The sequence below is a fragment of the Buchnera aphidicola str. Ua (Uroleucon ambrosiae) genome, from assembly GCF_000225465.1.
Lineage (GTDB): Bacteria > Pseudomonadota > Gammaproteobacteria > Enterobacterales > Enterobacteriaceae > Buchnera > Buchnera aphidicola_B.
On record NC_017259.1, the window covers coordinates 80,853 to 97,707 of the forward strand.

The following is a 16,855-nucleotide window of genomic DNA, read 5'->3' on the forward strand; positions in this document are numbered from 1 at the left end:
TTTGATTAACTTTTACCTGTGAGGTATATAAATGGGGAAAAGTCATAATTTTAATGATCAACTGAAAAAAGTTTATCAAAGAGACAATAATTTACATAAATTTTTACAAGAAGATGCAATTCAAATATTTGAAAATATTAATGATTGTTTTGTTAATCATTTCGTTGATTTTTTTTCTCATTTCATTAAAAATAAAATTGAATTAATTGAGTATAATTTTAAAATAGATTCTTATAATTTTCAAAATATAATTAAAAAAAATGTTAAATGTTATAATTTAATAGAAATATCTCCTTATCAAAATAAATCTTTTATCATTTTTTATAATAATTTTTTATCAGTCACATTAGATTTTTTATTTGGAGGTGCGGGGACTTTTTCAACAAAAATAAAAAATACTCAAGAAATAACAGATACTGATTTATTTATTAATAAAAAAATTATTACATTTATTACTAATTTTCTTTCGAATATTTATCAAAAAAATTTTTGTAAGGAAATTAATTTTATTGATAAAAAAATATTTTTTAATAATACAACACATCATATCGATTTAAATATGATGTTTTTAATTAATAATTTTAATTTTAAAATTAATAATATAGAATTTTCTTTTGATATATTAATTCCTGAATCAATAATTTCAAAAATAAATGTAAATAAAAACATGTTAATAAATGATGATAATAATATACATAAAAAAACAAATAACTTTTCTCTGAAAGATATAGAAAATGTAGAATTAAATATTATTGCTCGCATGATTTCTATGAAAATATCAAAAGATAAATTTCATCATTTATCAGTAGGTGATATTTTACCAATTAACCAACCTGATAAAATTATAGGATATATAGAGAATCAACCTATATTTTTTGGTAATTATAAAAGTTTTAATAAACAATCTATTATTTTTATAGAAAAATTTATTAATAATGATTTAGAGTTAAATCAAGAATAGGAAGGCGTAAATGAGCAACACACTAAAACACTCTAAAAATCAAAACATTACTACTACATCTGAACAAAAAACATTAGAAACTGAATTAATAAATCAAGATTTCTCTCATGAAAAAGAATTAAATGATTCTGAAAAATTAATTACATCAAAAAATCTTGTACTTAATACATTAGTAACAATTACTATTGAATTAGGAAAATCTAAAATAAAAATTAAAGATTTTCTTAAATTATCTCAAGGAAACGTATTAGTTTTAAATAAATCCGTACAAGAGCCATTAGATATATTTATTAATGATTATTTAATTGCATCTGGAGAAATTGTTGTTTTAGATCAAAAATATGGTATTCGTATTACAAATATAAAAAGTTATTTAAACAATATAGATATTTCATCTTAAAATTAAATTTTATGAAAAACAACTCTTCTATTGAATCATCATTAAATCATGTTCATGAGATATTTAATAATGAACAATTTTTTCAAATGTTTAGTTCGTTATCTGTCATCATATTATTAATACTCATTTTAACTTGGCTTTTAAAAAAAATTTCTTTTTTTAAAATTAATAATATGATGTCTTATATGACAATATTAGATAGATTATCTGTGGGTCCTCATGAATCTATTATTCTTGTTAAAATTAAAGATGTAAAATTAATTTTAGGTGTAACAACACACAATATTACTCATTTATATACTTTTTCAACAATTATGACAAAAACATCTTTACAAGATGAACCAATAAAAAAAATAGATAATATTTTATTTAAAAAAAAATATTTTAATTATTTTTTAAGAAATTTTTCTAAAATATTCTGGAAAAAAAAAATGTTTTATAAAATTATTTCAATTGTATTTTTATTACTATTGTGTCCAAATGTTAACGCTCAAATACCCGGAATAACAAGTCATATGTTAGAAGACGGAGGACAAACATGGTCTGTACCTATACAAACATTAGTTTTTTTAACATCTTTAACATTTCTTCCAGCATTTCTTTTAATGATGACAAGTTTTACTAGAATTATTATTGTATTTGGCCTATTACGAAATGCATTAGGAACGCCATATGCTCCATCTAATCAGATATTACTTGGTTTAGCACTTTTTTTGACTTTTTTTGTAATGTCTCCTACATTTGATACAATTTATAAAGATGCTTATGTGCCATTTAGTGAAGATAAATTAAATATGGAAGATGCGATTTTAAAAGGTGCAGTTCCTTTAAAAAAGTTTATGTTAAATCAAACACGAACAACAGATTTAGAATTATTTTCAAAATTAGCACATATTTCTACGTATAAAGATATGAATGATATACCTATGCGTATTTTATTACCATCTTTTATGACTAGTGAATTAAAAACAGCTTTTCAAATAGGTTTTACAATTTTTATACCGTTTTTAATTATTGACTTAGTAGTAGCTAGTGTTTTAATGGCTCTAGGTATGATGATGGTACCACCTTCAACAATTTCTTTACCTTTTAAATTAATGTTATTTGTATTAGTTGATGGGTGGCAATTATTAATTACTTCATTAGCAGAAAGTTTTAATACATAATATTTTTATAAATATTTTGATATATTAAATCGTATTTAAATTTTTCAATGGAGATATTAATTAATGACATCTGAATATGTAATGGAATTGTTTCATGATGCAATGAAAGTAACATTAATGCTTGCATCACCATTATTATTAGCAGCTTTAATTAGTGGTTTAATTATTAGTATATTACAAGCAGCTACACAAGTGAATGAACAAACACTTTCTTTTATTCCAAAGATTATTTCTGTTATAAGTATAATTGTAATATTAGGTCCCTGGATGTTAGGTGTTATGCTAGATTATACGCATAATTTATTTACAAATATACCATTGATTATAAAATAATGTTAACTTTTAATAGTTTAGAATTAATGACATTCATTAGCAATTGTTTCTGGCCTATGGTGCGAATTTTATCATTTCTTTCTGTTATACCTATTTTTAATAATAAAATTTTAAATAAAAAGAATAAAATAATTTTATCTGGAATAATTAGTTGGTTAATTGCTCCATTCTTGCCTGAAGTACATACAATATTATTTTCATATTTTGGTTTATTATTATTTATTCAGCAAATATTAATTGGTTGTGTATTAGGTTTTGTTGCACAATTTTTATTTATTGCAATTAATTTAGCTGGTGAGGTTATAAGTTTACAAATGGGTTTATCATTTTCTGTTATTTTTAGTAATAATATACATCTTGGAAATTCTATAATATCTCGTTTGTTAAATATTTTAACTTTATTTTTTTTTCTTGTACTCGATACTCATTTACATTTGATTTCTATATTAATTGATAGTTTTTACAGTATACCTATTGATAGTTATTTTTTAAATGCAAATATTTTTTTTGTTTTATTAAAATTTTCTAGTTATTTTTTTTTCAATGGTATAATTTTTATTTTACCAATAATAATCATTTTATTAGTATTAAGTTGTATGATGGGTTTGTTAAATCGTTTATCTCCTCAGATATCTATTTTTTCAATTGGTTTTCCATTAAATTTATTTATTGGAATATTAGTTTTATATTTTTTAATACCTAATATACTTCCATTTTTTGAACATTTAATGAACGAGTTAATTATTTTTATCACTAATACTTTTATACAGATTTAATTTTTATAAATAAAGTATAATTTTTTTAGGAAAATTATACTTTAGTTTTTTCATATATCAAATAAGTTATTTTTTTATTTAATTTTACCTTCATTATATAAAACATGTTTTTGAATTACAGGATCATATTTTTTAAATTTTAATTTATCTGGTGTATTTCTTTTATTTTTAGTTGTCGTATAATAATGACCAGTTCCTGCAGAAGATATCATTTTTATTTTTTCACGATTTTTTTTAGCCATAAATTACCTTAATTTTTTAAGATTTATTTTTTGTATGACTGCTTCGATTCCATTTTTATCGATACAGCGCATACCATTAGTTGAAACACGTAATTTAACAAATCTTTTTTGATCAGCAACCCAAAATCGATGATATTGAATGTTAATTAAAAATTTTCTTTTAGTCGCATTCATTGCGTGAGATCGATTGTTTCCAATCATTCTTTTTTTTCCAGTAACTTGACAAATACGTGACATAATTTTTTCTCTTAAATTTAATTAAGTTATATAATTTTAAAAAGAATATTTTAACATATTATAAAAGACTATAATAGTCGTTTAATTTTTTCTAATTTTTTTTAAATAAAAAATTTTAAATAAATTTTTTAATATAAAAATGTTATATTATATTGATTATTATTTAAATAATATTATATATTATTAAATTAATGTTAAATTAGGACAATTTATATGAAAATATATCAGAGATTCTTATCTAGATCTTTGATGTTTTTTTCTATTCTACTTATTACTTTTGTATTACTATTAGAAACTAATATAGGTTTTAAATGGATTTTTAATTTTGCCAATCGTTTTTTTATAGAATTTAAAGTAGAAAAGATATCAGGCAATTGGCGTGATTTTTTATTAAAAAATATTCAATATGATATTTTAGGTTTTTCTATCAGAGCTGATAGTGTCCATGTAATATTGGATACTAAATCTTTATTTAAAATATCAACAGTTTTTAAAGATATTCAAATAAAAAATTTAATTGTTTTATTAAACGATAATACATCTAATAATATTTCTAACAACAATAATATTTCTAACAAAAATGTATCTAATAATATTTCAAAAAAAAATATATTAATTAAATATCCAATGATATTTCAAAAAATACATGTAGATAAGTTTTTTTTTCGATCTTCTCAAATCAACGTATTATTTTTTAATATTTTAACTGGTATCCAATTAATCAATAATGATATTTTATTTTTACCTACTTATATTAATAACATCAATTTAATACTACCTCATGTAACATCATCTAAAATAATTTTTAAAAAAAATAATACAATCAAACCATTTAATTTAATGAAGAAATTGAATCATGTTAAAAAAATATATAGTTTTTTGAAATATTGTTCAAATACTTCTCAAGTATGTGTTCCATTCAACATTGATTTACAATATTTACAATGTAACACAATAAAAATTTTTCATAATAAAAATTTTAGTTCATTCCAGATAGCATTACAAGCTAAAATAAAAGATAAAATTTTAGACATCAAAACTATTAAAATAAATTCTAATATTTTAAGAATAAAATCTTTTGGAAAGATTATATTTCATAATAATTCTTCTATTTCATCTCTCATTAATAATAAAATAATTATACCAAAACTAAACAACAAAAGTATAAATATTGTGTTTAAATCATATGTCAACAAAAAATTTATATTTACATTACAATCTAAATATTTATATAAATTTAAAATTCATGGATCAGTATTATTGAATGATATTAATCATCCATTTAATCTAAAATTAGATAGTTATAATTTATTTTGGCCTGTAAAAAATAAATATTTTTTAAAGTTTATTAATTTAAATGCTTGTATAAAAGGACAAAGAAATAATTATTTAATATCTTTAAAAAATAAATTTGTTTTAAGAGGATTACCTACAATTTTTTTTCATGTTGAAGGACAAGGAAATTTAAAAAATATATTTTTAAAAAGACTTCAATTATTTCCTATGAATATTAAAAACGATAAAACAAAAAAATCTATTATAGATAATCTAAAATATAATAAAAATATATTAAAATTAATAGGAAAAATGAATATATTCACTAATAATTATAATAATACAACAAATTTATATATTCCTAAGATTAATTTAGATCTTAAGTTTATGAAGAAAAAATTAGCTATATTAGGGTCTTTTTATTATCGAAATAATAATATATTAAATATTCCAAAAATAAATTTTTCTATAGGAAAAAATAAGTTATTTTTAAAAGGTTTTATAGGACAAAAATATAATATATATTCATCAATTTATGCAAATCATTTGAATTATTTTTATCCTAATTTAAAAGGGAAAATTACAGCTCAAGCAAAATTGTATGGAAATAATATGCTTTCTATTTTAACTGGAAAAATTTTAGCTGCGAATTTATATACTAATCGTATACATATTAACAATGTTAAAATCTTTACAAATATGAATGTTAAGAATATTATTTCAGGAAATTTTTTATTAGATGCGAAAAAAATTAGTTTTTATGATACTTATATTAATAATTTACGTATTCAAACCTATTTTCATAATTATGAACAGCATTTTGATTTTTTATTAAAAAGTAAAAATTTTTATATAAATTTTACAATAAATGGAATATTTAATAAACAAACAGGAATAAGGTATAGTTTATTAAAAACAATAAATATTAGAACATGCTTAGGGCAAGTTAATTTTCAAAATATATTTGCATTCAATTATTATAATATTAATGATAAATTAAATAATTTTTATAAAAATAGTATGAAACAAAAAGAAAGATTATCATCTATATTCTATAATAAAAAATTATCTTCTTTGGATATTTTCAATAAACCTTTTATAAATTTTAGAAGTAATTTATTTATTAAAGGATACTTAAAAAGTTTTTTAAGAAATGGTCTTTCTAATGGAAAAATTTTTTTAACAGGTACTAATATAGAATTAGAAAAAAATCAAAATAAAAAAATATTTTTAGAAAAAATCGATTTGTTAAAATTATCTATAAATTTAGTAAATAATACTTTAAAAAGTAAATGGATGATTAAAAAAATAAAAAAATCATCAAAAAATGATATGATATTCGGATATTTAAATATTATAAATATTTATCATCAAAAAAATATCAATGGTAAATGTTATTTTATTAATTTTCCTATTTCATTTTTAAATTTTTTTTCTTCTAATAACAATGCAATAAATGGTTTATTTAGCAGTAAGATAAAATTTTTTGGAACTATTTATCAGCCTAAAATTTTGGCTGATATTAATTTGCAAGATATTTATATTAAAAGTAATAATATATTAAAATATATCACTTTATTTTTTCCTTATTTACCAAAAAAAATTCATACTATAAAAATTAATCAAGAAATTACAATAAAGAAAGGTAAAATATTATTTAAATTATATCCATCTTTTCAAAATAATTATCCTAAAACAGAATGGCATCTTATTTTTAATAGTAACAAAATATCTATGTTCATTTTTTCAAAAATTCAGGTGAAATTTTCTTCATATTTAAATTTACATTATTTACTATCACAATATGATTTAATGGGGTTTATAAAATTACCTTTTTTTTGTTTTAAAATTAATGAAAAAAATTTTATTTTTTAATTGAGAATGATTTTTGAAAATATTTAAATTGATATATTTTTCGCACGATGGTATGCGTTATTAATTTCTAATTTAGCTTCTTGAGCATTTCCCCAATCAATAATTTTTACCCATTTTTCTTTTTCTAATTTTTTATAATATTTAAAGAAATGACTAATTTGTTGTTTTAATAGTTCTGATATATCTGAAATATCATTTATATTTTTATATTGTTCACAAATTTTACTCTTTGGTACAGCTATAATTTTAGCATCATTTCCTGATTCATCATTCATTTTTAATATTCCAATTGGTTTACAATGAATTATAGAATTTGATTGTATTGGATAATGTGAAGGAACTAAGACATCTAAAGGATCGCCATCTAACGATAAAGTTTGATTAATATATCCATAGTTACAGGGATAAAACATAGGAGTAGGTATAAAACGATCAACAAAAAGTACACCTGATTGCTTATCCATTTCATATTTTATAGGCGATGAATTGGATGATATTTCTATAATAACATATATATCATGCGGTATATTATCACCTGCTTTAATATTTTTAAAGCTCATTATAGTTTTCCTTTAATAATATTTTTTTTATTAATATAATTTAATAATTCAATGAAAGTAAGCATTTTAACATTGAAGAATAATTATATCTATTTTTTATAACTATTAAGTTATATTCATTTTTAGTATTTTTTAATATAATATTTTATATAAATATATAATTTTAAGGATTTATAATATATGGAACTAATTAAAGATATAGAAACAGAAGAATTATCATTATTAAATACTGTTCAAAAGACGTTAGAATTGTCTAAAAATAAAAATATTTCTATTGAAGTGTATATAAAAAAAACTATAGGAATTAGTGTTAATATAAGAAATAGTATTGTAGAGAATGTTGAATTTAATAGTGATGGTGCATTGTTTATTACAGTATATAATAAATTTTCTAAAGGTACTGTATCATCAAAAGATTTTAGTATGCATGGAATAAAAAATATGTTAGAAATGGCTATTAATATTTCAAAATATACTTCTTCTGACTTCTTTTCAGGATTACCGGATAGAAAAAATTTATGTTTTAATGCACTAGAACTTGATTTATTTCATCCATGGGAATGGAATATAGAAAATGCAATTAAATTTTCTGTTCTATCAGAACAAGAAGCTTTTAAATTTGATAACAGAATTGTTAATAGTGAAGGTAGTTTTTTTAATGGACATATGACGATAAATATTTTTGGAAATAGTTTAGGTATGTTGCAAAAATATAAATCGACGCGTTATTCAAGTTATACTTGTATGATTGCAAAAGATCAATATTCTATGCAAAGAGATTTTGATTATTCTATTTCAAGAAAAATAGATAATTTATTAAAACCAGAAATATTAGGTCAAAATAGTGCTAAACGTGCTGTATCTAGATTAGGTTCTAAAAAAATAGCTACAATGAAATCACCAATTATTTTTTTATCTTCAATATCTTATATGTTTTTTTCACATCTTATTTCTGCAATTAGTGGTAATCATGTATATCAAAAATCTACATTTTTAATTAATGATTTAAAAAATAAAATTTTTCCTGATTGGTTAGATATTATAGAGAATCCTCATATAAAACAAGGTTTGGGCAGCAAACCATTTGATAATGAAGGTGTATCTACAAATATTAAATATATTATTCGTAATGGAATTTTGCAAACATGGTTATTAAATAGTTATAATGCTCGTAAACTACAATTAGATAGTACAGGAAATTGTGGTGGAATTTATAATTGGTTAGTTTCACATAGTAATATATCTTTTTCAGAATTATTAAAAAATATGAATAAAGGTATATTAATCACTGAATTAATGGGGCAAGGTGTAGATATTATTAATGGAAATTATTCACGAGGTGCTGTAGGTTTTTGGATAGAACAAGGAAAAATTTCTTATCCTATTCATGGGATCACAATATCTGGAAATTTAAGAAGTATGTGGGATAATATTGTTAGTATTAGTAATGATATTGATATACGAAATAATATTCAATGTGGTTCAGTTTTATTATCTGAAATACAAGTATCTGGAAATTAAATTAGAAAAATGCATTTTTTAAAAAATTAAAGGTAATAAATTTATTACCTTTAATACTTATTGAAGAAAATTTTTTTATATAATGAAGTTGACCTATAAGCCGGGTTCTGTGTTAACAGTCATTCATCTAGATTAATAATCACTTATTAATTCAAGCAGCCTACCCAAGATTTATATAGTACGAGCAGCACAAAATTTCAACTGAACCTTATATTTGGCTTTGCTCCAGGTGGAGTTTACCTAGCCATAATTGTTGCCAATTATGCGGTGTGCTCTTACCACGCCTTTTCACCCTTTCCGTATTTATGACAATAAATAGGTGGTTTTTTTCTGTTGCACTTGTCATAAGCTTACGCTTTCCAGATGTTATCTGGCACCTTGCTCTATGGAGCCCGGACTTTCCTCTTTTTAATCTTATAAAAATTAAACAGCGACTGTTTGGTCAACTTCAAATATTAATTATACAATATTTAAATAATTTTGTCATTTTTATTTTTTATAACATATTGATATAAATTATTTTTATTAAAATCATGTATTTTAGAAGTAATTAAAACTGATGTTTTTAAGGTACAGAAATTTCTTAAAATAAAAAAAGTGTCTAATATTTTTTGATTTAAAGTATCATTTTTTAATTTTTTATAACCATCAATAATAATTACTATTTCGCCTTTATAACGATTTTTTTCTTCTTTCAGCCATTTGAGCAATGAAATAGCTGTTGCTCCATAAATAGATTCCCATTTTTTTGTAATTTCTCTAGCTATTACTATATATCTATTTTTATCTATTTGCTCTATTATATCTTGCATACTTTCAAGTATTCTATACTTTGTTTCATAAAAAATAATTGGTCGTGTTTCTTTTCTTAAAGAATATAATAAATTTTGTCTTTCTGTTTTTTTAGAAGGCAAAAACCCTTCATAACAAAAACGATTATACATGAGACCAGAGGCGCTTAACGCAGTAATAGCAGCACAAGGTCCAGGAAGAGGAATTACTTGAATATTAAAATTATGACATTTTTTTATTAATAGATTACCAGGATCATTAATAATTGGAGTGCCTGCATTAGATACTAAAGCAATTGTTTTTCCTTTTTTTAATTCTTTAATTAAATGATCACTTTGTTTCTTTTCATTATCTTTATTCATTGATATTAAATAATTTTTAATATTAAAATGCTGAAGTAAAATATTAGTGTGTTGAATATTTTCCGCAGCAATTATATTAACCTTTTTTAATACTTCTAATGCTCTATGAGTTATATCTAATAAATTACCAATTGGAGTTGGTACAACATATAGCATACCAGTATAATTTTGATTCATTTTTTTCCATAAAATATTATTATATTTATAATAATAAAGATTATCTCGAATATTTTGATTAAAATAAAATATTTTTTGTTTTTTATTATTTTATTTTAACTGTATTTATGATGTGTAATGAGTAAAAGGATTAAAATATGAAACGTGTAGTTATTACAGGTATTGGTATTATTTCTAGTATTGGTAATAATAAAGAAGAAGTATTAAATTCTTTATATCATGGTGTTTCTGGAATTGTTTTTTCAGAAGAAATGCAACAATTAAATATGCGTAGTAATATTTGGGGTAGTATTAAATTGCCAAAAAATTATATGATAATAAATAAAATCAATCGATTTATGAACAATGCGTCTAGATATTCATTTATAACTATGCTTGAAGCTATAAAAGATGCAAATATAACAAATCAATATTATCAAAATAATCCTCGTGTAGGAATTATTACAGGATCAGGATGTAGTTTTACAGAAAGTTTTATTCATTATCATAAATGTCATGTTAAAAAAAAATATATTTCAAATATTACTAGTCCTTATCTTGCTATTAAAACTATGCCATCTACAATATCTGCTTGTTTATCTGTTTTATTTAAAATTCATGGAGTTAGTTATTCTATTAGTTCAGCCTGTGCTACTTCTGCACATTGTATTGGAAATGCATTTGAATTAATTCAATCTGGAAAACAAGATCTTATTTTTGCAGGTGGGGGTGAAGAGTTAAGTGTAGAATTAGCTCATCAATTTGATGTTATGAAAGTTTTATCTGCTAATTTTAATCAAAATCCTAAACAAGCATCACGTGTTTATGATGTAGATCGTGATGGTTTTGTTATTTCAGGTGGAGCAGGGATATTAGTTATTGAAGAATTAAATTGCGCTTTATCTCGTTCAGCTCATATTTATGCAGAAATTATTGGGTACGGAGCAACATCTGATGGTTATAATATGGTTATACCATCAGGAGATGGAGCCGTTCGTTGCATGAATTTAGCAAAACAAAATAAAGATATATTTATTGATTATATTAATGCGCATGGAACTTCTACTAAAATCGGTGATTTAATAGAATTGCGTGCTATAAAAACAGCATTTTTACATGAAAATCAGCCAATGATATCTGCAACCAAATCTATGACTGGTCATGCGTTAGGAGCATCAGGCGTGCATGAGATGATTTATACATTATTAATGCTGAAACATAATTTTATCGCTCCGACAATTAATATTAAAAAATTAGATTCTAATGCAGAAAATATGAATATTATTCAGAAAATCACTAATGTAAAAATTAATACAGCTATGTCTAATAGTTTTGGTTTTGGTGGCTCAAATGTTTCATTAATAATAAAAAAATATTAATATTATATGTTATTGTTATATCTTATTCAATTAAGAATATTAAATATTTTATTGTTTATAGTGTTAATAATAAAAAATCATTTTAATATGGAAAATATTAAAATGATTTTTTATTATTAAAACATATCATGTAATTATATAAAATATATCTTAACTTTAAGCAGTCATATCTTGACATTAAAAAAATTTTATATAACACAATAGGAATTGAATATGAATCAATTAAATATTTTAAAGCAATTTTCTACTATTGTAGCAGATACAAGTGATATAGAATCTATATGTAAATATCAACCTCAAGATGCTACTACTAATCCGTCTTTAATACTTCAAGCAGTTAGCATAGATAAAAATCAAAAATTTATAGCACAAGCTGTACAATACGCTAAACAGAAAGGAGGTTCATTTAAAGATAAAATAATTAATGCCAGCGATAAAATATTAGTTGATCTCGGAATAGAAATTTTAAAAAATATTCCAGGTTATATTTCTAGTGAAGTTGATGCCCGTCTATCTTTTAGTACAGAAAAATGTATTTTAAAAGCACATAAATTAATTAATTTATATGAAGAAGCAGGCATTTCGAGAAATAGAGTTTTAATTAAACTAGCTGCAACTTGGGAATGTATTAAAGCTGCAGAAGAACTAATGAAAGATAATATTTCTTGTAATTTAACTTTGTTATTTTCATTTGCTCAAGCACGAGCATGTGCTGAATCAAACGTGTTTTTGATTTCTCCCTTTGTTGGTCGAATTTATGATTGGTATGTTTCGCAAAATTTATTATCTAAATCTTTTACAGGAAAAGATCCTGGTGTTATGTCAGTGTGTAAGATTTATGATTATTATAAAAAACATAATTATAAAACGATTATTATGGCTGCAAGTTTTCGTAATATTCAACAAATATTATGCTTATCTGGATGCGATAAATTAACTATTTCACCTATCTTATTAAAAGAATTAAAATCCTATACTGGAACAATAGAACGACAGCTTAACCTTCCTAATATTCTATTATCATCTCCTGTCTCATTATCTGAAGATGAGTTTAGATGGGAACATAATCAAGATGCGATGGCTGTTCAAAAGTTATCTGAAGGTATACGTCATTTTGGACAAGATCAACTGGAATTAGAAAAAATACTGTCTAAAAGAATATAATATTTTAAAATTTCATAAGATATGTATAATTTTAAGGAAAATATATGTGTTCACGAAAAGAATTAGCTAATGCAATTCGTATGTTAAGTATAGATTCTGTTCAAAATGCAAAATCAGGACATCCTGGAATGCCTATGGGTATGGCTGATATTGCAGAAGTTTTGTGGAGAGATTTTTTAAAACATAATCCTAAAAATCCAAATTGGTATAATCGTGATCGATTTATATTATCAAATGGACATGGTTCGATGTTGTTATATAGTTTATTACATCTGACAGGGTATAATTTATCAATAGAAGAATTAAAAAATTTTAGACAACTTCATTCAAAAACTCCAGGGCATCCTGAAATAGGTGAAACACCTGGTGTCGAAATAACTACTGGTCCTTTAGGTCAAGGATTAGCTAATGCTGTAGGTATGGCAATCGCTGAAAGAACTTTAAGTGCTTATTTTAATAGAACAGGATATAATATTATTGATCATTATACTTGGGTTTTTTTAGGTGATGGTTGTTTAATGGAAGGAATTTCTCATGAAGTATGTTCTTTAGCTGGTACTTTAAATCTTGGTAAATTAATTATTTTTTATGATAAAAATGGTATTTCAATAGATGGTAAAGTATCAAATTGGTTTACAGATGATACTGCAAAACGTTTTGAAGCTTATAATTGGCATGTGATAGACAATATAGATGGTCACAATGCAAATATAATTAATAAAAGCATCAAAATAGCTCAATCAGTGAAAAATAAACCATCAATTATTATTTGTAATACGATTATTGGTTTTGGTTCCCCTAATAAATCAGGAACATCAGAATCACATGGAGCTCCTCTTGGTGAAATGGAGATTTCTTTAACTCGAGAACATTTAAACTGGAATTATTCTTCTTTTAAAATTCCTGATAAAATTTATAAAAAATGGAATTATATCAAAAAAGGTTTAGAATTAGAAAAACAATGGAACGAATTATTTGCTTTATATCAATCAAAATATCCTGATTTATCATCAGAATATTTAAGACGAATTAATCAAAAATTGCCTCATAATTGGAATAAAATCACTAATAATTATATTCATTTTTTACAAAATAATAAAAAAAATATTGCAAGTCGACAAGCTTCTCAAAATACATTAGAGAAATATGCTAATATTTTACCTGAATTAATTGGTGGTTCAGCTGATTTATCACCTAGCAATTTAACTATGTGGTCTAATTGCAATTCGATAAAAGATAATTTATCAGGTAATTATATTCATTATGGGGTTCGTGAATTTGGAATGACTGCTATTGCAAATGGAATAGCTCATCATGGTGGTTTTATTCCTTATACTGCTACATTTTTAATATTTGTTGAATATGCAAGAAATGCGGTTCGTATGGCTGCTTTAATGAATACAAAACATATTTTTGTATATACTCATGATTCTATTGGATTAGGTGAAGACGGTCCTACACATCAACCTATAGAACAAATAGCTAGTTTACGTATGACTCCTAATATAGATGTATGGAGACCTAGTGATCAAGTGGAAACAGCAGTAGCTTGGAAACATGCTATTGAGAAAAAATCAGGACCAACAGCATTAATTTTATCACGTCAAAATTTACCTCAATTTTCTAGAAATTCTAAAACATTAAATAATATTTCTTATGGAGGATATATATTATATGATTCTGATAAACCATTGGATATTATTTTTATATCTACTGGTTCAGAGCTTTATATTACTTTAATGGCTGCAAAAAAATTGACATGTTTAGGATATTCTACACGCGTAGTATCTATGCCTTCTACTAATGTATTTGATCGACAAGATTCTACATATAAACAATCTGTATTACCATCTTATGTTATAAAAAAAGTTGCAATTGAAGCAAGTATAGAAGATTTTTGGTACAAATATGTAGGAATTAATGGTTTAATCATTGGTATGAAAACATTTGGTGCATCAGCTCCAGCGGAAGATTTATTTAAAAAATTTGGTTTTACTATAGATAATGTAGTTAAAAAATCAATAATTTTCTTACAATCTTAATAGTTTTTTAAATTAATTTGAATTATCATGGGGCTAAACTATAGCCCCGTTTTTATATAAACATAAAATAATATTTATGAATATATAAATTTTCATTTAGAGGTAATATGATTTGCTCAATTACTAAATTAGCACAACAGTTAATTTCTATTCCGTCTATTAGTCCACAAGATTTAGGTTGTCAAAATATTATTATTAAACGTTTATGTTCCATGGGATTTACAATTAAACAAATTAATATTAATGATACAAAAAATTTATGGGCTTTTAGAGGTATTGGAAAAACATTGACATTTTTAGGACATACAGATGTAGTATCACCAGGAAAATATGAAGATTGGGATACAAATCCTTTTGATCCAGTGATTCGTAATGGATTTGTATTTGGTCGAGGTGCTTCAGATATGAAAGGTGCTTTAGCATCTATGATTATCGCTTCTGAAAATTTTATAAAAAAATTTCCATATCATACAGGACGATTATCTTTTTTAATTACTTCAGATGAAGAATCAAGTGCAATTAATGGTACTACGAAAGTAGTAGAATATTTACAAAATCAAAATGATATAATTGACTACTGTATAGTAGGAGAACCATCTAGTACTAAAACAATTGGAGATGTTATAAAAAATGGACGACGTGGTTCTATTACTGCTAATATTACTATTAATGGAATGCAAGGACATATTGCGTATCCTCATTTAGCAGATAATCCAATACATAAAGCATTACCAATTATTCTTAAAATATTATCTATGAAGTTAGATGATGGAAATGAATTTTTTTCACCAACTAGCATAAATATTGCTAATATTCATTCTGGAGAAGGAATTAGTAACATTATTCCGAAATCATTATTTGTGCAATTTAATATTCGTTTTAGTACAGAAACATCGGAACTAAAAATTCAATCACAAATTATTAATATATTAAATGAAAATAAAATTGATTATTCGATAAAATGGGATATTTCAGGGCAACCTTTTCTTACTAAGAAAGGTATATTGATAGATACTGTTATGCAATCTATTAAATTTTTTAATAAAAAAAAACCTATTTTATCTACTTCAGGTGGTACCTCTGATGGTAGATTTATTGCTTTAATGGGAGCTGAAGTTATTGAATTAGGTTTAACAAATAACACAATTCATAAAATTAATGAGTGTGTAAAAATATCTGATTTGCAAATATTAAGTTGTATTTATGAAGATATAATGAAAAGATTACTGACATAATTTAAAAAAATATTTATATAATTATTATCATCATTGATATCAGATGCAGAATATCATTAAGATAAGCTGCATCAATTAATATAAATTAATATATTATACAAATATATTTTTTAATCTGATTTTATTTTTAAAAAATTATATTTTTATACAGGAGGCAAGATATTATAATTTTTTTCTTCTAGATCTTTATCTTGATAAGGGATACTATATTCTTCATTTTTCATAGGAATACTAATTCCTTTTGGCATAATTAATTCTTTTAATTGACTATTGACTTGTTTAAAGTTTGAATCATGATTTTGATACATATTTTTTAGCATACAAGAAGAAGTAAATAATGTACTAAGAATTTGTAATATGATTATAATGTTTAAAAATT

The 16,855-nt window shown here is 23.1% G+C and carries 16 protein-coding genes, 1 other RNA gene and 1 pseudogene; 12 read left to right on the plus strand and 6 right to left on the minus strand.

What is annotated here, in order from left to right:
- The first annotated feature begins 31 nt into the window (after nt 1–31).
- The 6 genes and pseudogenes from BUAMB_RS00380 (at nt 32) to fliR (ending at nt 3,636) form a co-directional block, all read left to right on the plus strand.
- A complete protein-coding gene (locus BUAMB_RS00380; protein ID WP_014499806.1) occupies nt 32–961 on the plus strand; it encodes a FliM/FliN family flagellar motor switch protein in 930 nt (309 codons plus the stop codon).
- 10 nt (nt 962–971) lie between these two features.
- Complete coding sequence (gene fliN / locus BUAMB_RS00385) at nt 972–1,361, plus strand: flagellar motor switch protein FliN (RefSeq protein WP_014499807.1); 390 nt, start codon at nt 972–974, stop codon at nt 1,359–1,361.
- A gap of 86 nt (nt 1,362–1,447) precedes the next feature.
- A pseudogene (fliO, locus tag BUAMB_RS03090) lies at nt 1,448–1,672 on the plus strand (flagellar biosynthetic protein FliO); the annotation flags it as partial.
- A gap of 120 nt (nt 1,673–1,792) precedes the next feature.
- Nucleotides 1,793–2,527 carry a flagellar type III secretion system pore protein FliP gene (fliP, locus tag BUAMB_RS03095; protein ID WP_044035092.1) on the plus strand — a complete coding sequence of 245 codons (735 nt, stop codon included), beginning with the start codon at nt 1,793–1,795 and terminating at the stop codon, nt 2,525–2,527.
- Nucleotides 2,528–2,590: 63 nt separating this feature from the next.
- Nucleotides 2,591–2,860: a flagellar biosynthesis protein FliQ gene (fliQ, locus tag BUAMB_RS00395; protein WP_014499809.1), complete on the plus strand. Its 270-nt coding sequence runs from the start codon at nt 2,591–2,593 to the stop codon at nt 2,858–2,860.
- Nucleotides 2,860–3,636, plus strand: coding sequence for a flagellar biosynthetic protein FliR (gene fliR, locus BUAMB_RS00400; protein ID WP_014499810.1), 777 nt, complete (start codon nt 2,860–2,862; stop codon nt 3,634–3,636). Before fliQ ends, fliR begins: the two co-directional genes overlap by 1 nt.
- A gap of 74 nt (nt 3,637–3,710) precedes the next feature.
- Here the strand turns inward: fliR and rpmG are convergent, their stop codons facing one another.
- Nucleotides 3,711–3,878, minus strand: a complete 168-nt coding sequence (rpmG, locus tag BUAMB_RS00405) for a 50S ribosomal protein L33 (RefSeq protein WP_014499811.1) — start codon at nt 3,876–3,878, stop codon at nt 3,711–3,713.
- 3 nt (nt 3,879–3,881) lie between these two features.
- Nucleotides 3,882–4,115, minus strand: a complete 234-nt coding sequence (rpmB, locus tag BUAMB_RS00410) for a 50S ribosomal protein L28 (RefSeq protein WP_014499812.1) — start codon at nt 4,113–4,115, stop codon at nt 3,882–3,884.
- Between the two features lie 213 nt (nt 4,116–4,328).
- Between rpmB and BUAMB_RS00415 the strand changes: the two genes are divergently transcribed.
- A complete protein-coding gene (locus BUAMB_RS00415) occupies nt 4,329–7,265 on the plus strand; it encodes a hypothetical protein (RefSeq protein ID WP_014499813.1) in 2,937 nt (978 codons plus the stop codon).
- A gap of 23 nt (nt 7,266–7,288) precedes the next feature.
- On the opposite strand, the gene ppa is transcribed toward BUAMB_RS00415, so the two are convergent.
- Nucleotides 7,289–7,825: an inorganic diphosphatase gene (gene ppa / locus BUAMB_RS00420; RefSeq protein ID WP_014499814.1), complete on the minus strand. Its 537-nt coding sequence runs from the start codon at nt 7,823–7,825 to the stop codon at nt 7,289–7,291.
- 180 nt (nt 7,826–8,005) lie between these two features.
- On the opposite strand from ppa, the gene pmbA reads away from it, so the two are divergent.
- Nucleotides 8,006–9,346 carry a metalloprotease PmbA gene (gene pmbA / locus BUAMB_RS00425; RefSeq protein ID WP_014499815.1) on the plus strand — a complete coding sequence of 447 codons (1,341 nt, stop codon included), beginning with the start codon at nt 8,006–8,008 and terminating at the stop codon, nt 9,344–9,346.
- Between the two features lie 80 nt (nt 9,347–9,426).
- On the opposite strand, the gene rnpB is transcribed toward pmbA, so the two are convergent.
- An RNA gene (gene rnpB, locus BUAMB_RS02985) (RNase P RNA component class A) lies at nt 9,427–9,796 on the minus strand.
- A gap of 20 nt (nt 9,797–9,816) precedes the next feature.
- Complete coding sequence (gene rsmI / locus BUAMB_RS00435; RefSeq protein WP_014499816.1) at nt 9,817–10,677, minus strand: 16S rRNA (cytidine(1402)-2'-O)-methyltransferase; 861 nt, start codon at nt 10,675–10,677, stop codon at nt 9,817–9,819.
- 137 nt (nt 10,678–10,814) lie between these two features.
- Between rsmI and BUAMB_RS00440 the strand changes: the two genes are divergently transcribed.
- From BUAMB_RS00440 to dapE, 4 genes are all read left to right on the plus strand, one after another.
- A complete protein-coding gene (locus tag BUAMB_RS00440; RefSeq protein WP_014499817.1) occupies nt 10,815–12,035 on the plus strand; it encodes a beta-ketoacyl synthase N-terminal-like domain-containing protein in 1,221 nt (406 codons plus the stop codon).
- A gap of 213 nt (nt 12,036–12,248) precedes the next feature.
- Nucleotides 12,249–13,199 carry a transaldolase gene (tal, locus tag BUAMB_RS00445; protein ID WP_014499818.1) on the plus strand — a complete coding sequence of 317 codons (951 nt, stop codon included), beginning with the start codon at nt 12,249–12,251 and terminating at the stop codon, nt 13,197–13,199.
- 44 nt (nt 13,200–13,243) lie between these two features.
- Nucleotides 13,244–15,241 carry a transketolase gene (gene tkt, locus BUAMB_RS00450; protein WP_014499819.1) on the plus strand — a complete coding sequence of 666 codons (1,998 nt, stop codon included), beginning with the start codon at nt 13,244–13,246 and terminating at the stop codon, nt 15,239–15,241.
- A gap of 107 nt (nt 15,242–15,348) precedes the next feature.
- Nucleotides 15,349–16,476 (plus strand): succinyl-diaminopimelate desuccinylase, encoded by a 1,128-nt coding sequence (dapE, locus tag BUAMB_RS00455; RefSeq protein WP_014499820.1) that lies wholly within the window; start codon nt 15,349–15,351, stop codon nt 16,474–16,476.
- A gap of 143 nt (nt 16,477–16,619) precedes the next feature.
- Here the strand turns inward: dapE and BUAMB_RS03075 are convergent, their stop codons facing one another.
- Nucleotides 16,620–16,784, minus strand: a complete 165-nt coding sequence (locus tag BUAMB_RS03075) for a hypothetical protein (RefSeq protein ID WP_158306989.1) — start codon at nt 16,782–16,784, stop codon at nt 16,620–16,622.
- Between the last annotated feature and the right edge of the window lie 71 nt (nt 16,785–16,855).

What these genes read in the sequence shown, in the direction of transcription:
- BUAMB_RS00380 (WP_014499806.1), top strand. Translation starts at nt 32, where the DNA reads ATGGGGAAAAGTCATAATTTTAATGATCAACTGAAAAAAGTTTATCAA.
- fliN (WP_014499807.1), top strand. Translation starts at nt 972, where the DNA reads ATGAGCAACACACTAAAACACTCTAAAAATCAAAACATTACTACTACA.
- fliP (WP_044035092.1), top strand. Translation starts at nt 1,793, where the DNA reads ATGTTTTATAAAATTATTTCAATTGTATTTTTATTACTATTGTGTCCA.
- fliQ (WP_014499809.1), top strand. Translation starts at nt 2,591, where the DNA reads ATGACATCTGAATATGTAATGGAATTGTTTCATGATGCAATGAAAGTA.
- fliR (WP_014499810.1), top strand. Translation starts at nt 2,860, where the DNA reads ATGTTAACTTTTAATAGTTTAGAATTAATGACATTCATTAGCAATTGT.
- rpmG (WP_014499811.1), bottom strand. Translation starts at nt 3,878, where the DNA reads ATGGCTAAAAAAAATCGTGAAAAAATAAAAATGATATCTTCTGCAGGA.
- rpmB (WP_014499812.1), bottom strand. Translation starts at nt 4,115, where the DNA reads ATGTCACGTATTTGTCAAGTTACTGGAAAAAAAAGAATGATTGGAAAC.
- BUAMB_RS00415 (WP_014499813.1), top strand. Translation starts at nt 4,329, where the DNA reads ATGAAAATATATCAGAGATTCTTATCTAGATCTTTGATGTTTTTTTCT.
- ppa (WP_014499814.1), bottom strand. Translation starts at nt 7,825, where the DNA reads ATGAGCTTTAAAAATATTAAAGCAGGTGATAATATACCGCATGATATA.
- pmbA (WP_014499815.1), top strand. Translation starts at nt 8,006, where the DNA reads ATGGAACTAATTAAAGATATAGAAACAGAAGAATTATCATTATTAAAT.
- rsmI (WP_014499816.1), bottom strand. Translation starts at nt 10,677, where the DNA reads ATGAATCAAAATTATACTGGTATGCTATATGTTGTACCAACTCCAATT.
- BUAMB_RS00440 (WP_014499817.1), top strand. Translation starts at nt 10,815, where the DNA reads ATGAAACGTGTAGTTATTACAGGTATTGGTATTATTTCTAGTATTGGT.
- tal (WP_014499818.1), top strand. Translation starts at nt 12,249, where the DNA reads ATGAATCAATTAAATATTTTAAAGCAATTTTCTACTATTGTAGCAGAT.
- tkt (WP_014499819.1), top strand. Translation starts at nt 13,244, where the DNA reads ATGTGTTCACGAAAAGAATTAGCTAATGCAATTCGTATGTTAAGTATA.
- dapE (WP_014499820.1), top strand. Translation starts at nt 15,349, where the DNA reads ATGATTTGCTCAATTACTAAATTAGCACAACAGTTAATTTCTATTCCG.
- BUAMB_RS03075 (WP_158306989.1), bottom strand. Translation starts at nt 16,784, where the DNA reads ATGTATCAAAATCATGATTCAAACTTTAAACAAGTCAATAGTCAATTA.